At 60.3% G+C, this 22917-nt stretch carries 26 protein-coding genes; 23 read left to right on the plus strand and 3 right to left on the minus strand.

Going from position 1 to position 22917, the window contains the following annotated elements:
• The first annotated feature begins 7 nt into the window (after positions 1–7).
• From I2H36_RS14780 to I2H36_RS14855, 16 genes are all read left to right on the plus strand, one after another.
• Complete coding sequence (locus I2H36_RS14780) at positions 8–673, plus strand: CMD domain protein (protein WP_196264672.1); 666 nt, start codon at positions 8–10, stop codon at positions 671–673.
• 14 nt (positions 674–687) lie between these two features.
• Entirely contained in the window at positions 688–1305 is a 618-nt protein-coding gene (locus I2H36_RS14785) for an alkylhydroperoxidase domain protein (RefSeq protein WP_196264673.1), read from the plus strand.
• 14 nt (positions 1306–1319) lie between these two features.
• A complete protein-coding gene (locus I2H36_RS14790; protein WP_196264674.1) occupies positions 1320–1919 on the plus strand; it encodes an NAD(P)H-dependent oxidoreductase in 600 nt (199 codons plus the stop codon).
• 600 nt (positions 1920–2519) lie between these two features.
• Entirely contained in the window at positions 2520–3776 is a 1257-nt protein-coding gene (gene urtA / locus I2H36_RS14795; RefSeq protein ID WP_246718828.1) for an urea ABC transporter substrate-binding protein, read from the plus strand.
• Positions 3777–3836: 60 nt separating this feature from the next.
• Positions 3837–5429 (plus strand): urea ABC transporter permease subunit UrtB, encoded by a 1593-nt coding sequence (gene urtB / locus I2H36_RS14800; RefSeq protein ID WP_196264675.1) that lies wholly within the window; start codon positions 3837–3839, stop codon positions 5427–5429.
• Positions 5426–6562 carry an urea ABC transporter permease subunit UrtC gene (gene urtC, locus I2H36_RS14805; RefSeq protein WP_196264676.1) on the plus strand — a complete coding sequence of 379 codons (1137 nt, stop codon included), beginning with the start codon at positions 5426–5428 and terminating at the stop codon, positions 6560–6562. Before urtB ends, urtC begins: the two co-directional genes overlap by 4 nt.
• Before the next feature lie 3 nt (positions 6563–6565).
• Positions 6566–7318 (plus strand): urea ABC transporter ATP-binding protein UrtD, encoded by a 753-nt coding sequence (gene urtD / locus I2H36_RS14810; protein ID WP_196264677.1) that lies wholly within the window; start codon positions 6566–6568, stop codon positions 7316–7318.
• Positions 7319–7320: 2 nt separating this feature from the next.
• Positions 7321–8016 (plus strand): urea ABC transporter ATP-binding subunit UrtE, encoded by a 696-nt coding sequence (gene urtE, locus I2H36_RS14815; RefSeq protein WP_196264749.1) that lies wholly within the window; start codon positions 7321–7323, stop codon positions 8014–8016.
• Entirely contained in the window at positions 7991–8833 is an 843-nt protein-coding gene (locus I2H36_RS14820) for an urease accessory protein UreD (RefSeq protein WP_196264678.1), read from the plus strand. Before urtE ends, I2H36_RS14820 begins: the two co-directional genes overlap by 26 nt.
• A 9-nt stretch (positions 8834–8842) precedes the next feature.
• On the plus strand, positions 8843–9463 hold the full coding sequence (locus I2H36_RS14825; protein ID WP_196264679.1) for an urease subunit gamma: 621 nt from the start codon (positions 8843–8845) through the stop codon (positions 9461–9463).
• Positions 9463–11190 (plus strand): urease subunit alpha, encoded by a 1728-nt coding sequence (ureC, locus tag I2H36_RS14830; RefSeq protein ID WP_196264680.1) that lies wholly within the window; start codon positions 9463–9465, stop codon positions 11188–11190. Before I2H36_RS14825 ends, ureC begins: the two co-directional genes overlap by 1 nt.
• Positions 11191–11192: 2 nt before the next feature.
• On the plus strand, positions 11193–11675 hold the full coding sequence (locus I2H36_RS14835; protein ID WP_196264681.1) for an urease accessory protein UreE: 483 nt from the start codon (positions 11193–11195) through the stop codon (positions 11673–11675).
• Positions 11656–12366 carry an urease accessory protein UreF gene (locus I2H36_RS14840; RefSeq protein ID WP_246718829.1) on the plus strand — a complete coding sequence of 237 codons (711 nt, stop codon included), beginning with the start codon at positions 11656–11658 and terminating at the stop codon, positions 12364–12366. The genes I2H36_RS14835 and I2H36_RS14840 overlap by 20 nt, the downstream gene beginning before the upstream one ends.
• Entirely contained in the window at positions 12363–12986 is a 624-nt protein-coding gene (ureG, locus tag I2H36_RS14845) for an urease accessory protein UreG (RefSeq protein WP_196264682.1), read from the plus strand. The genes I2H36_RS14840 and ureG overlap by 4 nt, the downstream gene beginning before the upstream one ends.
• Positions 12987–12998: 12 nt before the next feature.
• On the plus strand, positions 12999–13571 hold the full coding sequence (locus I2H36_RS14850; protein WP_196264683.1) for a HupE/UreJ family protein: 573 nt from the start codon (positions 12999–13001) through the stop codon (positions 13569–13571).
• Positions 13572–13910: 339 nt separating this feature from the next.
• On the plus strand, positions 13911–14567 hold the full coding sequence (locus I2H36_RS14855; RefSeq protein ID WP_196264684.1) for a class I SAM-dependent methyltransferase: 657 nt from the start codon (positions 13911–13913) through the stop codon (positions 14565–14567).
• Between the two features lie 153 nt (positions 14568–14720).
• Here the strand turns inward: I2H36_RS14855 and I2H36_RS14860 are convergent, their stop codons facing one another.
• Positions 14721–15155, minus strand: a complete 435-nt coding sequence (locus tag I2H36_RS14860; RefSeq protein ID WP_196264685.1) for a MarR family winged helix-turn-helix transcriptional regulator — start codon at positions 15153–15155, stop codon at positions 14721–14723.
• 59 nt (positions 15156–15214) lie between these two features.
• On the opposite strand from I2H36_RS14860, the gene hmgA reads away from it, so the two are divergent.
• Positions 15215–16570 carry a homogentisate 1,2-dioxygenase gene (hmgA, locus tag I2H36_RS14865; protein WP_196264686.1) on the plus strand — a complete coding sequence of 452 codons (1356 nt, stop codon included), beginning with the start codon at positions 15215–15217 and terminating at the stop codon, positions 16568–16570.
• An 8-nt stretch (positions 16571–16578) separates the two neighbouring features.
• Positions 16579–16896, plus strand: a complete 318-nt coding sequence (locus tag I2H36_RS20095) for a fumarylacetoacetase (RefSeq protein WP_246718830.1) — start codon at positions 16579–16581, stop codon at positions 16894–16896.
• Positions 16897–17079: 183 nt separating this feature from the next.
• Here I2H36_RS20095 and I2H36_RS20100 read toward each other — a convergent pair whose 3' ends face one another.
• On the minus strand, positions 17080–17274 hold the full coding sequence (locus I2H36_RS20100) for a hypothetical protein (protein WP_246718850.1): 195 nt from the start codon (positions 17272–17274) through the stop codon (positions 17080–17082).
• Here I2H36_RS20100 and I2H36_RS20105 point away from each other — a divergent pair.
• Positions 17218–17886, plus strand: a complete 669-nt coding sequence (locus I2H36_RS20105; RefSeq protein ID WP_343234458.1) for a fumarylacetoacetate hydrolase family protein — start codon at positions 17218–17220, stop codon at positions 17884–17886. The two genes, I2H36_RS20100 and I2H36_RS20105, sit on opposite strands and share 57 nt — an antisense overlap.
• A 168-nt stretch (positions 17887–18054) precedes the next feature.
• Positions 18055–18282 carry a hypothetical protein gene (locus I2H36_RS20110; RefSeq protein ID WP_343234455.1) on the plus strand — a complete coding sequence of 76 codons (228 nt, stop codon included), beginning with the start codon at positions 18055–18057 and terminating at the stop codon, positions 18280–18282.
• On the opposite strand, the gene I2H36_RS20115 is transcribed toward I2H36_RS20110, so the two are convergent.
• A complete protein-coding gene (locus tag I2H36_RS20115; protein WP_246718831.1) occupies positions 18267–18482 on the minus strand; it encodes a hypothetical protein in 216 nt (71 codons plus the stop codon). The two genes, I2H36_RS20110 and I2H36_RS20115, sit on opposite strands and share 16 nt — an antisense overlap.
• Before the next feature lie 458 nt (positions 18483–18940).
• On the opposite strand from I2H36_RS20115, the gene I2H36_RS14880 reads away from it, so the two are divergent.
• From I2H36_RS14880 to I2H36_RS14890, 3 genes are all read left to right on the plus strand, one after another.
• On the plus strand, positions 18941–20137 hold the full coding sequence (locus tag I2H36_RS14880; RefSeq protein WP_196264687.1) for an ABC transporter substrate-binding protein: 1197 nt from the start codon (positions 18941–18943) through the stop codon (positions 20135–20137).
• A 72-nt stretch (positions 20138–20209) separates the two neighbouring features.
• Positions 20210–21130, plus strand: a complete 921-nt coding sequence (locus tag I2H36_RS14885) for a branched-chain amino acid ABC transporter permease (protein WP_196264688.1) — start codon at positions 20210–20212, stop codon at positions 21128–21130.
• A 5-nt stretch (positions 21131–21135) separates the two neighbouring features.
• Entirely contained in the window at positions 21136–22914 is a 1779-nt protein-coding gene (locus I2H36_RS14890; RefSeq protein ID WP_196264689.1) for a branched-chain amino acid ABC transporter ATP-binding protein/permease, read from the plus strand.
• Positions 22915–22917: the final 3 nt, after the last annotated feature.

A 22917-nucleotide genomic window follows, 5' to 3' on the forward strand; every position in this document is an offset into this window, starting at 1 on the left:
GAAGACCATGAGCACCATCATACCGGATGTCATCGATCATCTTGCCGGGATTCGGCCGGGATCCAGCCTCGACAGGTTGAGGGATCAGCGGCCGCAAGCCCGGGAAAACGCACAGAAGAGCTATCTGGCCCTCTTCCAACCTGAGTTCCCCGGCGACGTCACCCCGCTCGACCGCTACGCCGTTGCAACCTTCGTGGCCGGTCTCCATCGTCAGCCGCATGTTGCCGAATTTTATGCTGCAGATCTAAAGACGCTCGGCTCTCCAGAGATCGCTGCGACTCTCGCGTCTGAGATCGCCCGGGGCGCGACGGAAGGTCCCTATGGCCGCTATCCGCGGGGTCCGCTCACCATCGAGGATGTGGAGGGACCGGACTATCGGATTTCCGAAGATCACAAAGATCGTCTCGGAGTTCGGCTCGCTGCAGCGTTCGAGCATGCGCACCTGCTCGTCCTTCATCCGCGAGACGCAAGCCCGGCTGCCTTGCAGAAGCTCCTCGATGCCGGCTGGTCAACGACGGACATCGTCACCCTGTCACAGCTGGTATCCTTCCTGTCCTTTCAGATCCGTGTCGTTGCAGGTCTGCGAGCTCTCGCAGGAGCGTCCGCAGTTGAAACCGCCGATGCGAAGTTTCCGCAGATCTTCACGGGTGTCCTCGCATCCGGCGCGGTTTGAGAAGGAACATATCCATGACCGAGACTACGCTGTCGCATCCTGATAACCGCGAACCTACCGCTTTCACGCAGGACGAACTGGGCTGGCTGCCCTGGCTCGAACCGTTTCCCGTCGAGGAATTGACAGAGAGGCACTGGTCCGGTCTCGTCGACGTATCGCGGGCCAAGTCACCTTACTTTCTTCTTCTCGCCCGTGATCCCGATGTGCTGCAGGCCCGAACGAAAACCGACAAGGATATCTTCTACAACACGAGCAATGGCCTTCCCCGGGCCGAGCGGGAACTGGCCGCAACAGCCACCTCACGCGCCAACGGCTGCATCTTCTGCGCGTCCGTCCATTCCCGATTCGCCACGCAATATTCCAAGCGGCGTGCGGACGTTCAGCGTATCCTGGACGAGGGCGTAGAGACGGACATCGACAGGCGCTGGAACGCCATCATTGAGGCCTCGGTGGCGTTGACCAATACGCCGATCGCGTTCGACCACAGGCAGGTCGCGGCTTTGCGTGCGGCAGGGCTCGACGATCTGGAGATTGTGGACGTCGTCAATGGCGCAGCCTTCTTCAACTGGGCGAACAGGCTGATGCTCTCCCTGGGCGAGCCAACGCCTCCCGCTAAGGCCCAGCTCGTCTGACAAGGGAGGCAACGATGATTCGACCGCGTGTCGTCATTTTTTGCGGCAACTTTCGCCGACCCTCACGCAGTCGCATTCTGGCGGAGGCACTCGGCGCTGAAGTCGGACGCCGGATACCGGTCGACCTGAAGGTTTACGACATCCTTGATGCCGGTCCGGGCTTCGGTTCGGCACTGGCACGAGCCGATCTGCCGCTGCCGGCTGCGCGCATCATCGACGAGATCGAGAGCGCAGATGCGTTGATTGTCGGCACGCCTGTCTACAAGGGCGCCTATACCGGTCTGTTCAAGCATCTGATCGACTTCGTCGATCCAGGGCGACTGGCAGGCAAGCCGGTGGCGCTTACCGCAACAGGGGGAGGACTGCGCCACGCGCTCATGGTTGAGCACGCTCTCCGCCCATTGTTCGGCTTCTTTGCCGCCCTGACCGTCCCCACGGCAGTCTATGCGTCGGAGACGGATTTCACGGAAATCAGTGATGAGGCCGGGCACATCGTGACCGATGCCGGCATCCGTGCACGACTTGCTGGCGCAGCGGACGAACTCTCCCGGCTCATTCCGAAGCGTGCGGGTGTTGCGGAAGCCATCGTTCAACCTGCCCGCGTCGCACGATGATAGACTTCTCTTGAAATGTTATCCCTCAACTTTCGAAAGACCTGCACGATAGATTGCCAGCGTATCTGCTCGACGATAGCCTTCGGCCAGAACGCGGGCTGTGATGACCAGGATTGGTCGCTGGTCGCCCGCACTCTGTACTCAGCAATATGAAGCGCGGACTAGCCTTTCGGATGCAAGCCTCTTTTGCGCGGGGTTCTGCCTACCGGAAGTGAGAGTAATCCCGCTCTGATTATCCCAGTTGGTATTCCTCTCCAATTCCCGACAGTATTGTGCGTGGCACTACTCGGACCAAAGGGCTTGGTCTGCTTTGGCTGGTCAGGCGACATTCGTCGAGCGGTTGGGAAGTGAAGTTTCAATCAGAGCTGGCACCTCTCCAAAGATCGAAGTATTGTTTCAAGAGCCCGGTATTTGAGCTTGCGCCGCTTTTCTGGGCAGAAATCGTTGTAGCGCTCGAACTCCTGGGCATTCACCTCTTAGGCCACTATCTCCTCGTCGGTCCTGGCACGGTTCTTGCATATTGCCCCATGCTGCACCTGAAGCAGGGCAGGCAAGGGAGAAGGACCTATGTCGATATTCAACATGTCGCGGAGAAGCTTGATGGCGTTGGCAGCAGCCGCTCTGGTTTCTGGCGCCACGGCTGAAGCCGCAAAAGCAGAGGAAACGATCAAGGTAGGGGTTCTCCACTCATTGTCGGGCACGATGGCCATCAGCGAGACGACCCTAAAGGATGTCATGCTGATGCTTGTGGAAGAGCAGAACAGGAAGGGCGGGTTGCTCGGCAAGAAGCTTGAGGCGGTTGTCGTCGATCCGGCTTCAAACTGGCCGCTCTTCGCCGAGAAGGCTCGCGAACTCGTCAGCCAGCACAAGGTTTCCGCTGTCTTCGGCGCTTGGACCTCCGTATCGCGCAAATCGGTGCTGCCGGTCTTCAAGGAACTCAACAGCATCCTGTTTTACCCTGTTCAATACGAGGGCGAGGAGAGCGAGCGGAATGTGTTCTACACAGGCGCTGCACCCAACCAGCAGGCGATCCCAGCGGTCGACTACCTTGCCAAGGAAGAGAAGGTCGAACGCTGGGTTCTGGCGGGAACGGACTACGTCTATCCCCGCACCACTAACAAGATCCTAGAGGCCTATCTGAAGTCTAAGGGCGTGAAGGCCGAGGACATTATGATCAGCTACACGCCATTCGGTCATTCCGACTGGCAGACCATTGTCGCCAGCATCAAGAAGTTCGGCGCGTCGGGCAAGAAGACGGCCGTCGTCTCCACGATCAACGGCGACGCCAATGTGCCGTTCTACAAGGAACTCGCCAACCAGGGTGTGAAGGCTACTGACATTCCGATTGTGGCCTTCTCGGTCGGCGAAGAGGAACTTGCCGGCATCGACACGAGGCCCCTTGTCGGACATCTCGCAGCCTGGAATTATTTCCAGTCGGTCGATACGCCCGAGAACAAGGCTTTCATCGAGAAGTGGAAGGCTTACACCAAAAATCCGAAGCGGGTCTCTAACGATCCGATGGAAGCCCATGTGATCGGTTTCAAGATGTGGGTGAAGGCCGTCGAGAAAGCCGGCACGACAGAGCCGGATAAGGTGATCGATGCCATCGTGGGCATCAAGGTGCCGAACCTCACCGGCGGCGTCTCGGAGATGCTCCCGAATCACCACATCACTAAGCCGGTGCTGATCGGCGAGATCAAAGAGGATGGCCAGTTCGACACCGTCTGGCAAACCGATGATCTGGTGGCGGGCGATGCATGGTCGAAGCATCTCGACGGCTCGAAGGACCTTATCGCCGACTGGCAGACTCTCAAGTGCGGCAACTACAACACCGTAACAAAGAAGTGCGGTTCCTAGCAGATCAAAGATGAGGGCGGCTGCTGCCGCCCTCCCGCTCCCCCGTTATAAGTTCATTTCATGATTGTTTTGCGAAATATCACGCGGGCTCTCGTTCTGCTGATTGGCATGGCCTCTGCTGTCTTGGCGGGACCTTACGAGGATGCGCTGCCCAACTTCGCCAATGACAGCTATGCTGAAACGGAAGCCGCAATCGGTGCCGTTGCTGTCAGCGGCAACCCTCTGTCTATCGACGTCGTCGAGGCCCTGCGCGACGGGCGGCTTCTCGTTGGGGCCGGACAGGTCTTCGTTCGTAGAACCTCCGGAGAACTCGTCAATGCAGCCACGGGTCAGGTATGGGGCGACCAGACTGGCGAGCTGAAACCGGTTCGCGTCAACAATCGCGTGCGCCGCGCCGTCGAGGCTGCGCTCGGGAGCCTCACATTGCTCAGCTCCGATGCAACGAAGCGCCTGGAGGCGGCGCGCGCCGTGTTCCGCTCCCGGGATGAGACAGCCCTGCCGACGCTGGAGAAAGCCATTGCGCAGGAGGGCCAGTCGAGGGTCCGGAATGTCCTCGAGAGCGCCCGTGCCGCTATCCTCCTGAGCAAGCAAGATGCCCTGCCGATGCAGAGGCTCTCTGCCGTAGAAACCCTCCGGAATCGGGGTGATCAGGAAGCCCTCGCTCTCCTGTCCAACCTGCCGTCCAACGCGACATCCGAAGTCGTAGCAGCTGCGGGAAAGGCGGCCGACGGCATCCGGGCGCGCCTCGCGTTCTGGGAAGCAGTCCAGAACGTCTGGTACGGCATCTCTCTCGGATCTGTTCTGCTGCTGGCAGCTATCGGACTTGCCATCACGTTCGGTACCATGGGGGTCATCAACATGGCCCATGGCGAGATGGTGATGCTGGGGGCCTACACTACATTCATGGTGCAGGAGTTCATCCGCTCCCAGGCACCCAGTCTGTTCGGAGGCTCGCTTCTCATAGCATTGCCGCTTGCTTTCCTGGTCGCGGGTTCGGTCGGCGTTCTCCTCGAGAGAACAGTCATCAGGTTCCTTTATGGCCGCTCCCTGGAAACCCTGCTCGCCACGTGGGGAATCTCCCTCATTCTGCAGCAAAGTGTGCGCACGATCTTCGGACCTACCAACCGGGAGGTTAGCACACCGGCTTGGATGAACGGAGCGCTGGATGTCGGGGCGACGAGCCTGACTTACAATCGCATTGCCATCGTGGTCTTCGCCTTTGCGGTCTTCGCGATTCTGCTCCTTGTGCTGCGATACACCTCGCTAGGGCTCTACGTGCGGGCTGTTACGCAGAACCGGCGTATGGCAGGCTCTATGGGCATCAGGACCAGTCGCATCGACGCGTTGGCGTTTGGGCTAGGATCGGGTGTGGCGGGCATCGCTGGCGTTGCGCTCTCCCAGATCGACAATGTCAGCCCCAATCTTGGGCAGGGCTACATCATCGATAGCTTCATGGTGGTTGTGTTCGGCGGCGTCGGGAATCTGTGGGGCACGCTGGTAGGCGCGATGACGCTTGGTATAGCGAACAAGTTGCTTGAACCCTATGCAGGCGCGGTCCTCGGAAAAATCGTCCTGCTCATCGCCATCATCGTCTTTATTCAAAGGCGTCCGCGCGGCCTCTTCGCGCTCAAAGGCAGGGCGGTCGAAGCATGAGAACTCAATCGTTGTTTGACCGGCAGACCATTATCGTTCTGTCGCTCCTGGCCGCTTCTGCCATCCTGGTTCCGGCCATGAACGGCCTTACCTCGCCGGAATCAGCGCTGCACCTCTCGGATCACCTAGTGCCTTTGCTCGGCAAGTATGTCTGCTTTGCCCTGCTGGCGCTCTCAGTCGATCTGATCTGGGGCTTCTGCGGTATCCTCTCTCTCGGGCACGGAGCGTTCTTCGCCCTGGGCGGCTATGCCATGGGCATGTACCTCATGCGTCAGATCGGGCCGCGTGGTGCCTATGCGGATCCGGTTCTTCCCGATTTCATGGTGTTTCTGAACTGGAAGGAACTGCCCTGGTTCTGGCACGGCTTTGATTGGTTTCCCTTCGCAGCGCTGATGGTGTTGCTGGTGCCGGGAGTCCTTGCCTTCATTTTCGGCTGGTTCGCGTTCCGCTCCCGGGTCACAGGCGTCTACTTCTCCATCATCACCCAGGCCATGACCTTCGCGCTGATGTTGGCATTCTTCCGCAATGACATGGGACTGGGCGGCAACAACGGATTGACCGATTTCAAGGAGATCCTCGGATTTTCGGTCCAGGCCAAATCCACGCGAATAGCCTTGTTCGTGCTGTCGGTCCTGGCGCTTGCAGGCGGCTATTTACTGTGCCGATGGGTCGTGGGATCCAAGTTTGGCAAGGTACTCGTGGCTGTGCGCGATGCGGAGAGCCGCACACGCTTTCTCGGTTACTGTGTCGAGCACTACAAGCTCGCCGTGTTCGCTCTGTCCGCCATGCTGGCAGGCGTCGCTGGTGCTCTCTACGTGCCGCAGGTCGGCATCATCAACCCGAGCGAGTTCGCTCCCGCCAACTCCATTGAGGTCGTGATCTGGGTGGCGGTCGGTGGACGTGGAACCCTTGCCGGAGCCATTCTCGGGGCGCTGCTGGTCAATGCGGGAAAGACCTGGTTCACGGCCGTGCTGCCGGAGTTCTGGTTGTTCGCTTTAGGGAGCCTCTTCGTCTTCGTCACGCTCTTCATGTCCCGTGGGGTACTCGGCGCCGTCCGGGACCTGTGGGAGCATTCCAACCAGAAGGTTCGAGCGCGTCGCTCGCCACAACCTATCAGTCATGCGGCGGAGTGAGTCATGAGCGCACCGATTACGCCAACCCTGCTATATCTCGACAATGTCTCCGTATCGTTCGATGGCTTCCGGGCGCTGAACGCTCTGTCGCTCGCCGTCGACCATGCGGAGATGCGCGCTATCATCGGCCCTAACGGAGCCGGCAAGACAACCATGATGGACGTGATCACCGGGAAGACGAAGCCCAACGAGGGTACGGCTTTGTACGAAGGCACCCACGACCTGACCTCTCTCGATGAGGCGGCCATTGCCGAACTCGGCATCGGCCGCAAGTTCCAGACCCCGACCGTTTTCGAGATGCACACGGTCGAGGACAACCTGCTTCTCGCGCTGAAGAACAAGCGCGGGCCCCTCGCGACCCTGTTCTCTGGCATCGCGGCCCAGGGGCGGGAGAGAATTGACGTTCTGTTGGAGCGGGTGCGCCTCACGGCGCAGCGGCATCGCCGGGCGGGCGAGCTGTCCCACGGGCAAAAGCAGTGGCTCGAGATCGGCATGCTGCTCGCACAGGAGCCGAAGCTCCTGCTGATCGACGAGCCTGCCGCCGGCATGACGGATTATGAAACAGCCGACACCGCCGATCTTCTCCGCGACATCGCCAGGAGCAAGGCCGTGATCGTGGTCGAGCATGACATGACCTTCGTGCGTGAGCTCGGCGTGAAGGTCACGTGCCTGCATGAAGGGTCCGTGCTGGCCGAGGGATCGCTCGATGCGGTGAGCGCGAACGAGCGCGTGGTGGAGGTCTATTTAGGCCGATGACAATGCTTGCAGTCGAGAACCTGTCTCTCCATTACGGTGCCGCTCAGGCCCTGCGTGGTGTTTCCGTCTCTGCCGCCGTCGGGGAGATTACATGCGTGCTCGGACGCAACGGCGTGGGCAAGACGTCGCTACTCCGCGCCATTACCGGTCACCGGCCAATTTCTGGCGGCAGCATCCATTTCGAGGGTCAGGACATCGTGCGCCTGAAATCCTTCGAGCGCGCGGCGCGCGGCATTGCCTATGTGTCCCAGGGACGGGAGATCTTTCCCCTCCTGACGGTGAAGGAAAATCTTGAAACGGGCTTCGCTTCCTTGAAACGCGGCTCGCGGCAGATCCCCGATGAGGTGTTCGAGCTCTTCCCGGTGCTCAAATCCATGCTGGGGCGGCGGGGTGGCGATCTGTCGGGAGGGCAGCAGCAGCAGCTCGCCATCGGCCGGGCATTGGTGATGCGCCCGCGTCTCTTGGTGCTCGACGAACCCACCGAAGGTATCCAGCCCTCGATCATCAAGGATATCGGTCGGGCCATCACTTACCTGCGCGAACGCAAGGACATGGCGATCGTGCTCGTCGAGCAATATTTCGACTTTGCGCGCGATCTGGCTGATCGCTTCGTGGTCATGGAGCGCGGCGAGATCGTTCAGCATGGCGACCGTGCAGCGCTGGAGGGGGACGATGTTCGTCAGCGCCTTGCCATTTGACGGCGTTCCCGCGCGGCGCCAGCGGGCCTTCGGTCGTGTGTCGTTCGCTGCAGCCGCTCTGAACGGGCGGACAAGGCCAATGCGTATCGAGGAAAGCGGCTCCATGCGCATCCGACTCCCGAAGGGGGAGGGGGCTGGGCTCGACGCTGTTCTCGTCAACACCGCGGGCGGAATTGCCTGCGGGGATCGCTTCGCCGTGGAAGTCGAGGCTCAGGCCGATGCTTCGGTGACGCTGGCGACTCCTGCCTCGGAGAAGATCTACCGCTCGGACGGCCCGGTCTCCGAGCTGTCACTGAAACTCTCCGCAGGAGCAGGGGCCCGGCTCGACTGGCTCCCGCAGGAGACAATCCTGTTCAACAACGCAAGACTCGACCGGCGGCTTGAGGCAAATGTTGCCGAAGATGCGCGCCTCACCCTGCTTGAGGCGGTCGTTTTCGGGCGCGAGGCGAGGGCGGAGCGCGTTGAGGAGGGTCTCTTCATCGATCGTTGGCGCATCCGCCGCGGATCGCGGCTCATCTACGCCGATACGCTGCGGCTTGACGGTCCGATCGCCGACCTGCTGCAGAAGCCGGGCGTCGGGAACGGCGCCCGCGCACTTGCGACATTGATTCATGTGGCGCCGGATGCGGAGGCCCGCCTGGAGGCGGTGCGTGAACAGCTATCGTCAGTGCAGGACTGCGATGCAGCGGCGAGCGCTTGGAACAGCCTTCTCGCCGTGCGCTTCTGCGCTGTCACCATCGGGGCGCTACGGGCCGCCATATGCCCATTCCTCCTCACCTTTCGTGGCCAGCCCCTGCCTCGCGTCTGGCTCAGCTAGGATCCTGGAATGCAACTCACACCTCGCGAAAAAGACAAACTCCTGATCTCCATGGCTGCCATGGTGGCCCGTCGCCGCCTGGAACGCGGCGTGAAGCTCAATCATCCGGAGGCGATCGCCCTCATCACGGATACCGTTGTGGAGGGGGCGCGGGATGGGCGCTCCGTCGCCGAGCTGATGGAGGCTGGCGCGCATGTCGTCACCGCTGATCAGGTGATGGAGGGCGTGGCTGAAATGATCCACGACGTTCAGGTCGAGGCCACCTTCCCCGACGGCACCAAGCTCGTGACCGTTCATCACCCGATCCGGGGCGCAGCATCTACGGATGTGCCCGGTGAGGTCATGACCCAGGATGGCGAGATTGTCTTCAATGAGGGCGCGGAGCGAACCGTGCTGACGGTGGCCAACACTGGCGACCGCCCTATCCAGGTCGGAAGTCACTACCATTTCTTCGAGACCAATCCGGCCCTGTCCTTCGAGCGTGGGAAGGCACGCGGCATGCGTCTCGACATTGCACCCGGCACGGCTGTGCGGTTCGAGCCCGGCTCCACGCGCGAGGTGGTTCTGATCCCGCTGTCAGGCAGGCGCGAGGTCTATGGTTTCCGCCAAAGTGTGATGGGGGCGCTCTGATGACAAATGGAAGAAAGCCCGCTTCGCTCCCGCGTGCGGCCTATGCCGATATGTTCGGCCCCACCAAGGGGGACAGGGTCAGGCTCGCCGATACCTCGCTCGTGATCGAGGTCGAGAAGGACTTCACGACCTATGGCGAGGAAGTGAAGTTCGGGGGCGGCAAGGTTATCCGCGACGGAATGGGGCAGGGGCAGGCGACCCGGGCTCAGGGCGCGGTCGACACCGTCATCACCAACGCGGTCGTTCTTGATCACTGGGGCATTGTGAAGGGTGACATCGGGATCAGGGGTGGACGTATTACCGGAATCGGAAAGGCCGGTAATCCGGACGTGCAGCCCGATGTCGACATTATCATCGGCCCAGGCACGGAGATTATCGCCGGTGAGGGCAAGATCATCACGGCTGGAGGCTTCGACTCACATATCCACTTCATCTGCCCGCAACAGATTGAAGAAGCGCTGATGTCAGGCATCACGACGATGCTCGGCGGCGGCACAGGACCGGCCACCGGTACTTTCGCCACCACCTGCACGCCGGGACCATGGCATATCGCTCGCATGATCGAGGCGGCGGACGCCTTTCCCATGAACCTCGCCTTCACCGGTAAGGGCAATGCCTCACAGCCTGGCGCGCTGGAGGAGATGATCCAGGCAGGCGCCTGCGCCCTCAAGCTGCACGAAGACTGGGGCACTACTCCCGCAGCTATTGATTGCTGCCTGTCGGTGGCGGATGCCTATGACGTGCAGGTGATGATCCACACCGACACCCTCAACGAGTCCGGCTTCGTCGAGGATACGATTGCAGCTTTCAAGGGCCGGACCATCCATGCCTTCCACACGGAAGGGGCGGGCGGCGGCCACGCGCCCGACATCATCAAGGTGGCAGGGCTCCCCAACGTGCTGCCGTCCTCCACGAACCCGACCCGGCCCTACACGGTCAACACCATCGATGAGCATCTCGACATGCTCATGGTCTGCCACCATCTCGATCCATCAATCCCGGAGGATCTGGCATTCGCGGAGAGCCGAATCCGTAAGGAGACCATCGCGGCTGAAGACATTCTTCACGACATCGGCGCGCTCTCGATGATGTCCTCCGACAGCCAAGCCATGGGCCGCGTCGGCGAGGTCATCATCCGCACTTGGCAGACGGCGCACAAGATGAAGGTGCAGCGCGGGCCGCTGCCCGGCGAGACCGGCGACAACGACAACCTGCGTGTTCGTCGCTATGTAGCAAAGTACACGATCAACCCCGCCATTGCTCATGGCGTATCCCGGCACATCGGCTCCGTCGAGGCTGGAAAGCTCGCTGACCTGGTGCTCTGGACGCCGGCATTCTTTGGAGTGAAGCCCGATCTCGTCATCAAGGGCGGGGCGATTGCGGCGGCGCTCATGGGGGACCCGAATGCCTCGATCCCGACGCCGCAACCTGTGCATTACCGCCCGATGTTCGGAGCCTATGGCCAGGCGCTGGCAACGACCTCCCTCACCTTCGTGTCCAAGGCGGCTGTTGAAAGCGGACTTGCAGAGAGGCTCGGTGTCCAGAAGCAGCTCGTCGCCGTCGAGAACGTTCGCGGCGGTATTGGCAAGAAGGACATGGTGCTGAACGGCGCTACGCCCATCATCGAGGCCGACCCGGAGACCTATGACGTTCGCGCCGATGGCGAACTCCTGGTCTGCGAACCAGCCGAAATCCTCCCCATGGCTCAACGCTACTTCCTGTTCTGATCATGATCCGCGCCACATTCATCATCCGCCGCAACGCAGTCGACGCCGACCGGGTCGTCGACGTTATCACCCTGGACCACGGCGACCGCCACCGTCGCCGGATCATGCTGAACGCCGATGGCGGCACGGCTTTCCTGCTCGATCTCGACAAGGCCGATGTGCTGGAGGACGGGGATGCCATCCGCCTCGACAGCGGCTGGCTCGTGGAGGTGAAGGCCGCGCCTGAGAAGCTTATCCAGATCTCGACCGAGGATCCCCTCGATCTTCTCACCTTGGCTTGGCACATTGGCAACCGTCACGTGCCTGCGGAGATCACGAACGGGGCGATCTATATCGCCTACGATCACGTGTTGCTCGACATGCTCCAAGGCTTGGGAGCCAGGACAGAGATCGTAGATCGGCCCTTCCGCCCAGTACGGGGAGCGTACCACCCCCACGAGTACGGCGGGCATTCAGGCCATCATCATGGGCACGATCATGGATAATGCTTATCTGCCGGAGGAACCAGAGAAGGGGCAAAGCATCATCCCACTCTTTGCCTGGCTCTCTCCATCGTACCCTGTAGGTTGCTACGCTTACTCCCATACTCTTGAATGGGCCGTTGAGGCAGGAGACGTCACTGATGAGAAAGCACTCATCGCGTGGCTGGCCGATCAACTGACACTCGGTTTTGGCCGCAACGATGCAATCGTGTTGAGCCATGCCTACCAGGCAGTGGAGGCAGGGAATAAAGCTGCACTCATGACTGTCAACGAACTGGCCCTCGCCCTCTCCCCGTCGTCCGAGTTGTACCTCGAGACGAGCCAGCAGGGGCGCAGCTTTCTTGATGCGACGCTGGCCGCTTGGCCCGCGCCGGGTCTGCCTTCACTGCAAGGTGAGGTGGCATTCCCCATCGCCATCGGCATGGCAGCCGCGGCGCACAGCGTTCCTCTGCCGCTCACTTTAAGCGCCTATCTTTTCGGACTCGTGCAGACGCTCGTCTCCGCAGCCATCCGGCTTGCGCCCATCGGGCAGACAGCCGGCATCCGTGTCTGCGCTGGCTTGGCTAAGACTGCGCAGGAAGTCGCGCAGGATGCGATTGGCTCGTCGCTGGACGATATCGGTGGCGCAATGTTCCGGGCTGATCTCGGCTCCTTCCATCATGAAAACCAATATACAAGGCTTTTTCGCTCATGATTTCCCATAAAGGACCTCTTCGTGTTGGCATCGGCGGGCCGGTCGGGTCAGGCAAGACCGCCCTGATGGAAGCACTCTGCAAGATCTTCCGCGAGCATTATGACATCTGTGCCATCACCAACGATATCTACACCAAGGAGGATGCTCGCCTCCTGACAGTCGCCGACGCTCTTCCAGTCGAACGCATCATGGGCGTGGAAACAGGCGGCTGCCCACACACGGCAATCCGGGAGGATGCTTCCATCAACCTCGCTGCCATTGCGACGATGCGCAAACGCTTCCCGGCGCTCAATGTTGTGCTAGTAGAGTCCGGCGGCGATAATCTGGCCGCCACGTTCTCGCCCGAGTTGGTCGATCTGACGATCTACGTCATTGATGTTGCAGGCGGCGAGAAGATCCCGCGCAAGGGCGGACCTGGTATCACCCGCTCGGACCTACTGGTGGTGAACAAGATCGACCTCGCGCCCTACGTGGGCGCCGACCTTGCCATCATGGAGGAGGACACGAAGCGCATGCGCGCTCAGCGCCCCTATGTCTTCAGCAATATCCGTGACGGTGTCGGCGTCGCCGCCATCGCGCAGTTCATCGAACGAGCCGGCGGCCTCATCGCGGTCGTTTGACAGGAGCATACCATGAAATTGAGTCATTCCCTTCTTGCCATTACGATGATGGTGGCAGCTATGCCTGCCCTTGCTCATACGGGCAGCCATGCTGCGTCAGGTTTCATCCACGGTTTTGCGCATCCTTTCGGCGGTCTCGACCACACGCTGGCGATGGTAGCCGTCGGTCTCTTTGCGGTCGTTCTCGGCGGGCGGGCCCTATGGGCTGTTCCGACGAGCTTCGTCTCCATGATGCTCCCTGGTGGGGTCATCGGCTTCATGGGCATTAGAATTCCTGCCATCGAGATGAGCATTGCCCTCTCGGTAGTTGTCTTCGGCGCAGTTCTAGCTGCCAAGATCCGCTGCCGCATCTCCATAGCCATGATGCTGACCGGAGTTTTTGCCATCTTCCACGGCTACGCTCATGGAGTGGAAATGCCAACGGAAGCCGCAGTAGGCCATTATTGCCTTGGCTTTGTCTCGGCGACTACTCTTCTGCACGGAACAGGCCTCGCTCTTGGCATAGTCCTCGGTAACCACCAGATGATCCATCGGGTGGCAGGTGCAGGCATCGGCATTGCAGGCGTTGTTCTATCGCTGAGTTGAGGTTAGCGATCGGGAGCCACAGATACTTCATATCCGTTCGTACTGATCCGTACAATGTACGTGAAAACGTCAGACGCAAAGGTCAATCACTGCGTCGGAAGGTCCGAAACTGGCACTTCTCGGAAGTGATCCAAAGGTCGGCTTAGCCGGTAAAAGGAGACATTCCTGGAATGGTGGCAATTTACGTGGTTTGACCCGAGATGGACGATCACAGCGCCGGTTGGATGAAGGCATCTGCCTGGCCGGTTTGGCATAGTTGAACCACACAGACCCGAATGAGGTTGTCTAAGATGTAGGCAAGGCGCCGGCCGGGTGTCCAACCCGTGAGCGAGGCATAGCATGACAGATGTTCGCGAGGCACTGCTGACGACGATATGGCGCGGTCAGGACCCTTTTCTGAACTATCCCGGCCGGCTGTATCGGCAAGATCATCAGGGGTGGGCATCGAGCCACCCTTACCTGACCGGCGCCATCGAAGCGCTCCGGCCATCAGTGGTGGTTGAAGTGGGCGTCTGGAAGGGTGCGTCGGTCCTCTCGCTCGCGTCAAAGATGAAAGCCATGAACCTAGATGGGGTCGTGATCGCCGTCGATACCTGGCTCGGGGCATGGGATCACTGGACCAATGATGAGTGGTTCGCCCATCTGAATTTCAGCAACGGCTATCCTGCGCTCTACCATACTTTTGCAGCCAACATCGTTGGAGAAGGACTCCAGGACTACGTCCTACCCCTTCCGCTTGACTCTGTGAATGCAGCCAACGTTCTGCGGCACCACACAGTCGAAATTGATGTTGTTCACATCGACGGCGGCCATGATTATCATGCCGTCACATCGGATCTGCGCGAATGGTGGCCGATGATTCGACCGCAGGGTATGCTCATAGGGGACGACTACCCCCATTGGCCTGGGGTGAAGAGGGCCTTTGACGACTTCTTTACTGATCAAGGCAAGTTCCCGTTCGATGTCGACCCGCCGAAATGCCGGATCTGCAAATAAGGGCTTCTCTGTCTCATGGGTAGTGGACAGAGCAAGAATGGGATCCGCTGCCGAATGGCACTTCCCGGAAGTACAGCGAATGTCCGCTCAAACATGGTATACTGGACATTCCCGGGGAACACGGAATTTCGCTGACTGACCCAACGCGAAAGTTTATCGTGCTTTGACGATGATCTCGAGGCGTTCTAGGGCCTCCAGAAGACGCTCGGCTTTTGGTCCGAGTTCGTCTAGCAGTCTTCTTTCGAAGGCGAGGGCCTTGGGCACGATCTCCTGGTAGGCTTTCTGGCCAAGCGTTGTCAGCGTGAGGATCTCCTCGCGCCGGTCCTCCTCGCTCGAGCGGCGCCTGAGCCAGCGCCGCTCCTCCAGCGCCCGCACCGCCCGGCTGACCTTGGTCTTGTGCATGGCCGAGTGCAGGCCGATCGCCTTGGCGCTCATGGCCTCGAACTGCCCCAGCGTGGCCAGCACCCGCCATTCCGGGATCGTCAGGTCATGGTGCGGACCATAGACCGACCGGAACTCCTGCGAGACTGCGCCGGCGATCCGGTTGAGCCGGTAGGGCAGGAACTGCTCGAGCTGGAGTTTGGCCATCGGCTTGTTGGTTACAAAATGGACAGTTACATTCGTGACCAACTGTGGAGGTCATGCTCATGAATGTCCAGAACTCGTCCCTGCCTCAGGCTTCCGAGAAGATCGAGAGTGCCATCCGGCCCGGCTACATGTCCGGCTTCGGCAATGGCTTCGAGGCCGAGGCGCTGCCTGGCGCCCTGCCCATCGGCCGCAACTCGCCCCAGAAATGCGCCTACGGGCTTTATGCCGAGCAGCTCTCCGGCTCGCCCTTCACGGCGCCGCGCACCACTAACGAGCGCACCTGGCTCTACCGTATTCGGCCAACAGTATCCCATTGGGGACAGTTCCGGAAGGCGGATATCGGCCTGTGGCGCACCGCGCCAGCCGCCGAGGTGGAGATGCCTATCGCACCCATGCGCTGGGACCCGATCCCGCTTCCGGATGATTCTGTATCGTTCATGGAGGGCATCCGCACCATCACCACGGCCGGCGATGCCGGCTCCCAGGCGGGGATGGGCGCGCATGTCTATCTCATCACCCGCTCGATGGCGGATGAGTACTTCTACAATGCCGATGGCGAGTTGCTGTTCGTGCCGCAGCAGGGCTCGTTACGGCTGTGGACGGAGTTCGGCATCATCGACATTGAGCCGGGCGAGATCGCGATCATCCCTCGCGGGGTGAAGATCCGGGTTGAGCTCACGGATGGCCCGGCCCGCGGCTACCTGTGCGAGAACTACGGCGGCGCCTTCACCTTGCCGGAGCGCGGGCCGATCGGCGCCAACTGCCTGGCCAACCCGCGCGACTTCCTCACGCCTGTAGCGGCCTATGAGGACAAGGATGCGCCCTCGAAGATGTTCGTGAAGTGGGGCGGCACCCTGTGGGTAGCCGACATGGATCATTCGCCGCTCGACGTGGTGGCCTGGCACGGCAACTACGCTCCCTACAAGTACGACCTGCGCCGCTACTCGCCGGTAGGGCCGGTCCTCTACGATCATGCGGATCCATCAATCTTCACGGTGCTGACCTCGCCCTCCGAGACGCCCGGCACCGCCAATATCGACTTTGTGATCTTCCCCGAGCGCTGGCTGGTGGCGGAGAATACCTTCCGGCCGCCCTGGTACCACATGAACGTGATGAGCGAGTTCATGGGCCTGATCTATGGAGTCTACGACGCCAAGACGGGCGGCGGTTTCGTGCCAGGCGGCATGTCGCTGCACAACACTATGCTGCCGCACGGGCCTGACATGGATGCATTCGAGAAAGCCAGCAATGTGGAGCTCAAGCCGCACAAGCTTGAAGGAACGTTGGCTTTCATGTTCGAGACGCGCTTCCCGCAGAAGGTCACGGCCTTCGCGGCTGAAACGGAGTCTCTGCAGAAGGACTATGCAGCTTACGGCCACAAGTTGAAGAAGCACTTCAACCCGAACCAGCGGTGATTGGAGTGATGGCTCAACTTGATCACACGCGTGATCAGAGTCTGAAAAGCTGGATAACCTCAGCCGATGGTCATCCTGACTTACCAATCCAGAACCTGCCGCTGGAGATCTTCAGCACCAGTAGTGATGCCCCAAGGGGTGGAGTCGCGATCGGCGACCGGATTCAGGACCTGTCGGCTGCACTTTCAGCGGGCCTCTTCACAGGGGAGGCCGCACGGACGGCGGAGGGCTGCGTCCGGTCCCGTGCTCAATCCCTTCCTGACGTTCGGAGCGGGGTCCCGGCAGGTCATGCGTCTGCGGTTGTCCGAACTGCTTTGGACGGGTAGCCCTGATCAGAGCAGGATGGAGCCGTGCCTGCACCCGACTTGCGAGTGTGCGCTACACCTGCCGGCGCGCACCGGGGACTATACAGACTTCTATGTCGGCATTCAACACGCCGCCAATGTCGGCAAGCAGTTCCGCCCCGACAATCCGCTGCTGCGGAACTACAAGTATGTTCCCATCGGCTATCACGGCCGCGCGTCGTCAGCCCGGCCCTCGGGCGTGCCCGTTCGGCGGCCGCGCGGGCAGACGAAGCTGCCAGATGCATCGAGCCGGGCTTCGAGCCCGGTCGAAGACTCGATTGCGAGCTGGAGCTGGGCGTCTGGATCGGCCCCGGCAACGAGCTCGGCGAGCCGATCGGTATCATCGAGGTCCCCGAGCATGTGGGTGGCTCCTGCCTGCTGAACGACTGGTCAGCGGGCGACATCCAGGCTTGGGAATACCAGCCGCTCGGGCCTTTTCTGTCGAAGAATTTTGCCAGCACAGTTTCGACCTGGATCGTGACGCCGGAGGCCTTGGCACCGTTTCGCATCGCGCAACCTAGCCGGCCTGAGGCCGATCCCTTGCCGCTCTCATACCTGACGAATGAGGCGGGCCAGCGCGAGAGCGCGCTGGATCTTGAGCTTGAGATTCTGGTCCTCACGCATAGTTTGCGGGAGAAGGGAATGTCGCCGCATCGGCTCGTCTTGTCCAATGCAAGGCACATGTACTGGACGGTGGCCCAGATGATCACACACCACACAAGCAACGGCTGCAATCTGCAGACCGGCGATCTGCCGGGCACGGTAACGACCTCGTGGCCCGATCAAACAAGCTGGGGCAGGATTCTGGAGGCGACTTTGGGCGGGAAGAGCCCGGTTAACCTTGCTTCGGAGGAGGAGCGCCACTTCCTGGAGGATGGGGACGAGGTGATCCTGCGGGCCCGTGGCCGCCGGGATAGCTTTGCGCCGGTCAGCTTCGGCGAATGCCTGGCCATGATCCTGCCAGCTGTGTAAGGGAACACGCATGAATCGCTATACGTACTGGCGCACTACCTCCTCCTATTAGGTGCGCATTGTCCTCGCCTTGATGAAGCTTGAGGCGGGGCAGGCCTTCGTTCATCTGGTCTGCTATGGGGCGAGCAGAATGCTCCCAGCTATTGGGCAATCAACCCGCAGGGCAGCGTGCTGGCGCTTGAATTCGATGACGGCAGCATTCTCATCCAATCTCCTGCAATTCTCGAGTATCTTGAAGAGATCTATCCGACACCTGCGCTTCTGCCGTCCGATCCGGTGCTAAAGGCCAAAGTCAGGCAGTGGCGTCGATCATCGGCTACGATGCTCACCCGCTGCACAATGTCGGACCACTCAACCACCCCAGGAAAGCTTCCGGCCGTTCAAGGCTGGAGGTAGCCGCCTGGATCGCCACTTGGGAGGGGCAGGGGCTTTGGGTCGTCGAGGGCCTCATTGGTGATGAAGGCTTTTGCCTCGGTCCGGAGCGCACACTGGCCGATGTCTTTCTCCTGCCGCAACGCTACGCAACACAGCGGGTTGCGGTACCGCTGGAGGTCTTCCCGGGCATTCTCCTCGTCGAGAAGGTTCTCGGTGAGCACCCAGCTTTCTTGAGAGCGCATCCTGCCAAGCGGCAGGACGCAGAATGGGATGAATCAGCAGGGTTTGTGAACCAGGCTTCATCTTTCGAAGCTTCGCAGCGGCCGCTTCCGCTCTAGAGGTTGGGCCGGGACGTCCTCTCTTGAATGCACGTTGCCATCACTACCAAAATCAATGCATTCGTCTATTGCAAACGCATTCGCTGTTCGGTACCTATGTTGGTAAGCTCTGGCAAAAGAGCAGACGATCTAAAAGATAGAAGGGAAGGAGCCGCCCGAAAGCCGACCTCGGCATTGCTGGAAACGGTGCGGATAGCGTGAGCAGGAGAAAGTCTGCACTCCTCTTTCTTCCCATGGACTTTTGAGAACTGGCAGGCCCTGCCTGCCCAAAGCTCGGACGGGTTGTGCGCAATGGGCGTGGTAGCCGCGGCCGAAATCGTACCCTTGAGGGAAGGAAAACCATGACGCCAAAACATACAGCCGTGAAAGCAGCTCTCCTTGGTAGCGCGCTCGCTATGTCGTCTGCGGCCTATGCCCAAGAGATCAAGATTGGTTTTAACGGCGATCTTTCCGCTTCGCCGTCCGCACAGAGCGGTCAGGCTGGCGTGCTCGGCATCCAAGCCGCAATCGAGGACATTAATGCAGCTGGCGGCGTACTTGGCCGCAAGCTGACCCTTGTCGTGCGCGATGACCTGTCGCAGCCGCCGAAATCAATCCAGAATATGAGCGATCTCATAGACAACGAGAAGGTTGTGGCGGTTCTCGGTCCAACCAATTCCGGTAATGCCCTCGCCTGGAAGCATATACCCAATCAGAAAAAGAATCCGTCAATTGGCTGCATCGGCTCTGCCACCGACATCACTAAGCCTGCAAGTGCCAACGCCGAGAACTACATGTACCGTGTCTCGATGGTAGATCGGGCGCAGGTCGCCGGCCTTATTGCCTATACGAAGAACAATCCAATCACCAAGAATGTAGGCTTTCTTGTCGAGACCACAGGGTACGGCCAAGGTGGTTTGAAGGATCTTCAGGAACTCGCCGAAGCCAAGAGCCTCAAGCCTGTGGCGACTGAGAAGTTCGGTGTCAACGACACTGACATGACCTCTCAGCTCAACAAGCTGAAGAGTGCCGGCGTCGATACCGTTCTCGTTTGGGCGCAAGGCACCCCAATCGGGCAGCTCGTGCGCAGCATGGAGAAAATCAACTACTTTCCCGTGACGCTCACCTCCTGGTCATCAGATAACGCGAGCTTCTTCGATACAGCAGGTAAGACGCTAGCTGAAAAGCCGATCTTTATGCGCACCATTACCGAAGATCGTACCCCCAAGCAGCAGCAGCTTTACGATCGTCTGGCTCCGAAGATGGCTTCCAAGAGCGCCTTCAGCTTCGCGGCGCATTGCTACGACGCACTCATGATCACGGCTGCTGCGATCAAGCAGGCGGGCAGCACCGAAGGGCCAAAAATGCGCGAGGCGTTCGACAATCTTCAAGCGCCGGTCGAAGGCATCATGAAGACCTATTACAAGCCATTCTCAGCGACCGAGCATGAGGCGCTGACCGCCGCCGACTATCGCTGGACCCGCTGGAAAGACGGAAAGCTGGTCACCTACACGGACGATGTCGTGAAGGCTCTCAAGCCTGCCGACTTCACACAGTAGGACTGTGTCTGCTCAGCCTGCCGGTCCTCCGGGGACCGGCAGGCGTCGATACTTTGCACTGTTGGAGCTCCCATGGACGTCTATCTCCAGACACTCCTCAGCGGCCTTGCCATCGGTGGCGTCTACGCCTTGATCGCACTCGGTTTCAGCATCACCTTCACAACCACAAAGACGCTGAATTTCGCCCAGGGTGAGTTCATCGCGTTTGGTGCCTTCATCGGCGTGACGATGCTCCTGCTCTTGTCGGGCCTTGCGAGCACAACGACGGCTGTTCCAAGCGAGGCGGCTTCTGCTTGGCGGTATCCTGCCGCCGTCATTGGCGCCGGAGCGGTGGCGGGCTTGATGGGGATCCTCATCTTTCTGCTAGCGGTCAGGCCCTTCGCCGGAAAAGGGGGCATGAACTGGGTAATGAGCACTCTGGGGTTCGGCGTAATGCTCCAGAGCATTGGGCTTGCCGTTTGGGGTCCTGCGCCCGTCATGGTGCCGTCTCCGCTGGGGGATGACGTGCTGCGGATCGCTGGAGCCGGCGTGCGACCGCAAGAGCTTCTGGTTCTGGCCTGCGCGATCCTGATCATGGCGGCGCTCGATCTGGTGATGCGCCGCTCGCGCATCGGCAAGGCCATGATGGCCGTGGCGCACTCGCCTCAGACCGCGAGCCTGATGGGCATCAATGTCAGCCTTGTCATGATAGGTGCTTTCGCTCTGTCAAGCGGTCTCGCAGGCGTCGCGGGCGTTCTGATTGCTCCGATCGCGTCTGCCTCCCTGTTCATGGGCATGGGTTTCGCCCTCAAGGCCTTTTCAGCGGCGATCATTGGCGGCCTCAACAACCCACGCGGCTGCATTTATGGCGGCTTCATCCTGGGCGTGCTGGAATCTGCCGTAGGCCTTTGGCAGGCACAATGGCGTGAGATCGTGGTGTTCGTTCTGATTATCCTGGTTCTGGCGTTTCGCCCGGCAGGCCTCTTCGGCCAGGCTGCTGTCGACAAGGTTTAGTTCCCATGCGCCACTTGATCGGATCCGTAGCTTTCACCGCCGCAATCGCCGCCGCTGCGTCGTTCATCGACAACGAGTTTTATCTGCGCACCCTGTTCATGATCTGCGTTTACTTCCTGTGCGCAGCAGGCATGAACGTGCTCCTGGGCTTTGCTGGACAGAAATCACTCGGGCAGGCTGGCCTGTTCGCTGCGGGTGCTTATGCTGTGGCCCTGCTGACAACCCGCTATGAAGTTGGCCCCTGGCTATCCCTTCTCTTGGCGTGCGGCGTTTCGGCTGTGTTCGGCATTCTGATCGCAATGCCGTCGCTGCGCGTGAAAGGGCCGAGCCTTGCGATGGTGACCCTGGCCTTTGGAATCGTGATCGAAAAGGTCGTCACGGAGGGTTCCGAGGTGTTCGGCGGGGCGATGGGCATCTATGCGATTCAGCCACTCCATATCGGCGGCGTGCCATTCACGATGCTGCAATGGGTCTGGTTCGGGCTAGGGCTCTGCCTCGTCGCTCATCTTCTCCTGCGGAACCTTTTGCAGGGCCGGTTCGGTCGCGCCTTCCTTTCTCTGCAGGCTGACGAGGTCGCTGCCGGCGCAGTAGGTGTTGCGGTGTACCGCTACAAGGTCCTCGCCTTCGTCATCGCTGCTGTGACCTGTGGGCTGGCAGGGGCTCTCGTGGCGCAGCAGAACCAGTACATCAATTCCGACTTCATCAATTTCCACCTGTCGATCTTCATCCTCCTTCTCGTGCTGTTCGGCGGCAGCGGCTCACTCTATGGCCCGCTCCTCGGATCCGTGACCCTCGTCATCATCGGGGCGCTGGTGGCGCGCTGGACCTGGATTGAGCATTTCGTGAATGGCGCGCTGCTGCTCTTCGCCCTCTACGCCATGCCAAAGGGACTAGCCGGCGTCTTCGGCTCGTTCTTTAGGAGGTTTGGGCTTGGATACAGCGCGGGCAAAGTGGCTGCGCCGAGCCTATCGGCGTCGAAGCTGCCGACTCGATCCATCCCCCAGACAGTGGAGGGAAGCCTGCTGACAGCCGACAGTCTCAACAAGGCCTTTGGCGGTGTCGTTCCCGCCAAGGATGTATCAGTCAACCTAACAGAAGGTCATATCCATGCTCTGATCGGGCCCAATGGCGCAGGCAAGAGCACCTTCATCAACATGCTGACCGGTATCATTCGGCCTGATCGCGGCAAAGTGACTTTCTTGGGTCAAGACATCACTCAGCAGACGGTTCACGGCATCTGTGGCCATGGTGTGGCGCGCACCTTCCAGAATCTCAGACTGTTCAAGGATTTGTCCGTCCGCGAAAATGTGCTTCTTGGGCAGCATTCCCGAATGCAGAACAGTTTCGTTTCATCGTTCCTTGGGCTGCCCAAGGCGAGGCGGGAGGAGAATAAGGCCTTGCAGAAGGTCAACAATATCCTCCATTTCACTGGGCTATTGCAGTATGCCGAGGCACCAGCAGGAAGCCTCGCCTACGGTCTTCAGCGCCGCGTCGAGCTGGCGCGGGCCTTAGCCTCAGAACCTCTGCTCCTCCTCCTGGACGAGCCCGCTGCCGGATTGAATCCGCAGGAAACGGCGGAGCTCGGCCAGTTGCTGGTGCGCATCCGTAACGAGGGGATGACCATCCTTCTGATCGAGCACCACATGGACCTCGTCATGACGATCTCGGACCACGTGATCGTTCTCGATTACGGCCAGAAAATCGCCGAGGGTACGCCGAGCAAGATCCAAGCGGATCCGAGAGTGATGGAAGCCTATCTCGGCACCTCCGTTGAGGCAGCCTAGGGC

The sequence above is a fragment of the Microvirga terrestris genome, from assembly GCF_015694425.1.
Lineage (GTDB): Bacteria > Pseudomonadota > Alphaproteobacteria > Rhizobiales > Beijerinckiaceae > Microvirga > Microvirga terrestris.

Coding starts and splice junctions, on each gene's coding strand:
- I2H36_RS14780 (WP_196264672.1), top strand. CDS start 8: ATGAGCACCATCATACCGGATGTCATCGATCATCTTGCCGGGATTCGG.
- I2H36_RS14785 (WP_196264673.1), top strand. CDS start 688: ATGACCGAGACTACGCTGTCGCATCCTGATAACCGCGAACCTACCGCT.
- I2H36_RS14790 (WP_196264674.1), top strand. CDS start 1,320: ATGATTCGACCGCGTGTCGTCATTTTTTGCGGCAACTTTCGCCGACCC.
- urtA (WP_246718828.1), top strand. CDS start 2,520: ATGGCGTTGGCAGCAGCCGCTCTGGTTTCTGGCGCCACGGCTGAAGCC.
- urtB (WP_196264675.1), top strand. CDS start 3,837: ATGATTGTTTTGCGAAATATCACGCGGGCTCTCGTTCTGCTGATTGGC.
- urtC (WP_196264676.1), top strand. CDS start 5,426: ATGAGAACTCAATCGTTGTTTGACCGGCAGACCATTATCGTTCTGTCG.
- urtD (WP_196264677.1), top strand. CDS start 6,566: ATGAGCGCACCGATTACGCCAACCCTGCTATATCTCGACAATGTCTCC.
- urtE (WP_196264749.1), top strand. CDS start 7,321: ATGCTTGCAGTCGAGAACCTGTCTCTCCATTACGGTGCCGCTCAGGCC.
- I2H36_RS14820 (WP_196264678.1), top strand. CDS start 7,991: ATGTTCGTCAGCGCCTTGCCATTTGACGGCGTTCCCGCGCGGCGCCAG.
- I2H36_RS14825 (WP_196264679.1), top strand. CDS start 8,843: ATGCAACTCACACCTCGCGAAAAAGACAAACTCCTGATCTCCATGGCT.
- ureC (WP_196264680.1), top strand. CDS start 9,463: ATGACAAATGGAAGAAAGCCCGCTTCGCTCCCGCGTGCGGCCTATGCC.
- I2H36_RS14835 (WP_196264681.1), top strand. CDS start 11,193: ATGATCCGCGCCACATTCATCATCCGCCGCAACGCAGTCGACGCCGAC.
- I2H36_RS14840 (WP_246718829.1), top strand. CDS start 11,656: ATGGGCACGATCATGGATAATGCTTATCTGCCGGAGGAACCAGAGAAG.
- ureG (WP_196264682.1), top strand. CDS start 12,363: ATGATTTCCCATAAAGGACCTCTTCGTGTTGGCATCGGCGGGCCGGTC.
- I2H36_RS14850 (WP_196264683.1), top strand. CDS start 12,999: ATGAAATTGAGTCATTCCCTTCTTGCCATTACGATGATGGTGGCAGCT.
- I2H36_RS14855 (WP_196264684.1), top strand. CDS start 13,911: ATGACAGATGTTCGCGAGGCACTGCTGACGACGATATGGCGCGGTCAG.
- I2H36_RS14860 (WP_196264685.1), bottom strand. CDS start 15,155: ATGGCCAAACTCCAGCTCGAGCAGTTCCTGCCCTACCGGCTCAACCGG.
- hmgA (WP_196264686.1), top strand. CDS start 15,215: ATGAATGTCCAGAACTCGTCCCTGCCTCAGGCTTCCGAGAAGATCGAG.
- I2H36_RS20095 (WP_246718830.1), top strand. CDS start 16,579: ATGGCTCAACTTGATCACACGCGTGATCAGAGTCTGAAAAGCTGGATA.
- I2H36_RS20100 (WP_246718850.1), bottom strand. CDS start 17,274: ATGCTCGGGGACCTCGATGATACCGATCGGCTCGCCGAGCTCGTTGCC.
- I2H36_RS14880 (WP_196264687.1), top strand. CDS start 18,941: ATGACGCCAAAACATACAGCCGTGAAAGCAGCTCTCCTTGGTAGCGCG.
- I2H36_RS14885 (WP_196264688.1), top strand. CDS start 20,210: ATGGACGTCTATCTCCAGACACTCCTCAGCGGCCTTGCCATCGGTGGC.
- I2H36_RS14890 (WP_196264689.1), top strand. CDS start 21,136: ATGCGCCACTTGATCGGATCCGTAGCTTTCACCGCCGCAATCGCCGCC.